The sequence below is a fragment of the Polaribacter sp. Z014 genome, from assembly GCF_023555435.1.
GTDB lineage: Bacteria > Bacteroidota > Bacteroidia > Flavobacteriales > Flavobacteriaceae > Polaribacter.
Genome location: NZ_JALCZP010000116.1, coordinates 1 through 648, shown reverse-complemented (window position 1 = coordinate 648; position 648 = coordinate 1). Strand labels below are relative to the sequence as shown.

The window sequence follows — 648 nt, the reverse complement described above, 5'->3', positions numbered from 1 at the left end:
CGTTTACACATTAACAGAGAATGGAACAGGCTTAAGTGATACTGCAACGGTAAGTATAGATTACGATATACAATCACCAACAGCAGTTGCAGATGCAGATTTATCAAATGCAGCAGGAGTAGTAACGTTGAACCCAGTACCAGGAACACCAGGACAAGATTCAGATCCTGATGGGACTATTGATGTAACTACCGTAAGTTTGGTAACTCCATCAGGAGCAACAACAGATGATTTTGATTCGAATGGAGATGTAACAAGTGTTACTGTACCAGGAGAAGGAACATGGAAAGTAGATGAAGTTACAGGAGCAATTACATTTACTCCATTACCAGGGTTTACCGATGACCCAACAGATATTACTTATAATGTAGAGGACAATGATGGTAATGTATCAAATGATGCTACGGTAACAATAGATTATGTACCAGTAGCCGAAGACAATACGAGTGCAGGAAATACAGTAGGAAGTCCAGCTATTTTCAATATTGTTTTAGATGATACTAATGGAGATACAGTTGTACCAGGAACGATAGATTTAGATCCATCAACACCAGGAACACAGGATACTAGTTTAGTTGTACCAGGAGAAGGAGTTTGGAGTGTAGATGGAGCAGGAGTATTAACTTTTATGCCAGAAGTAGGTTTTAC

General features: G+C 39.2%; 1 protein-coding gene. It reads left to right on the top strand.

Annotated elements, in window-relative coordinates; translation table 11 throughout:
• Window positions 1–648 (top strand): hypothetical protein (locus tag MPF19_RS19155; protein ID WP_249989865.1); only part of this gene is annotated, 648 nt, incomplete at both ends.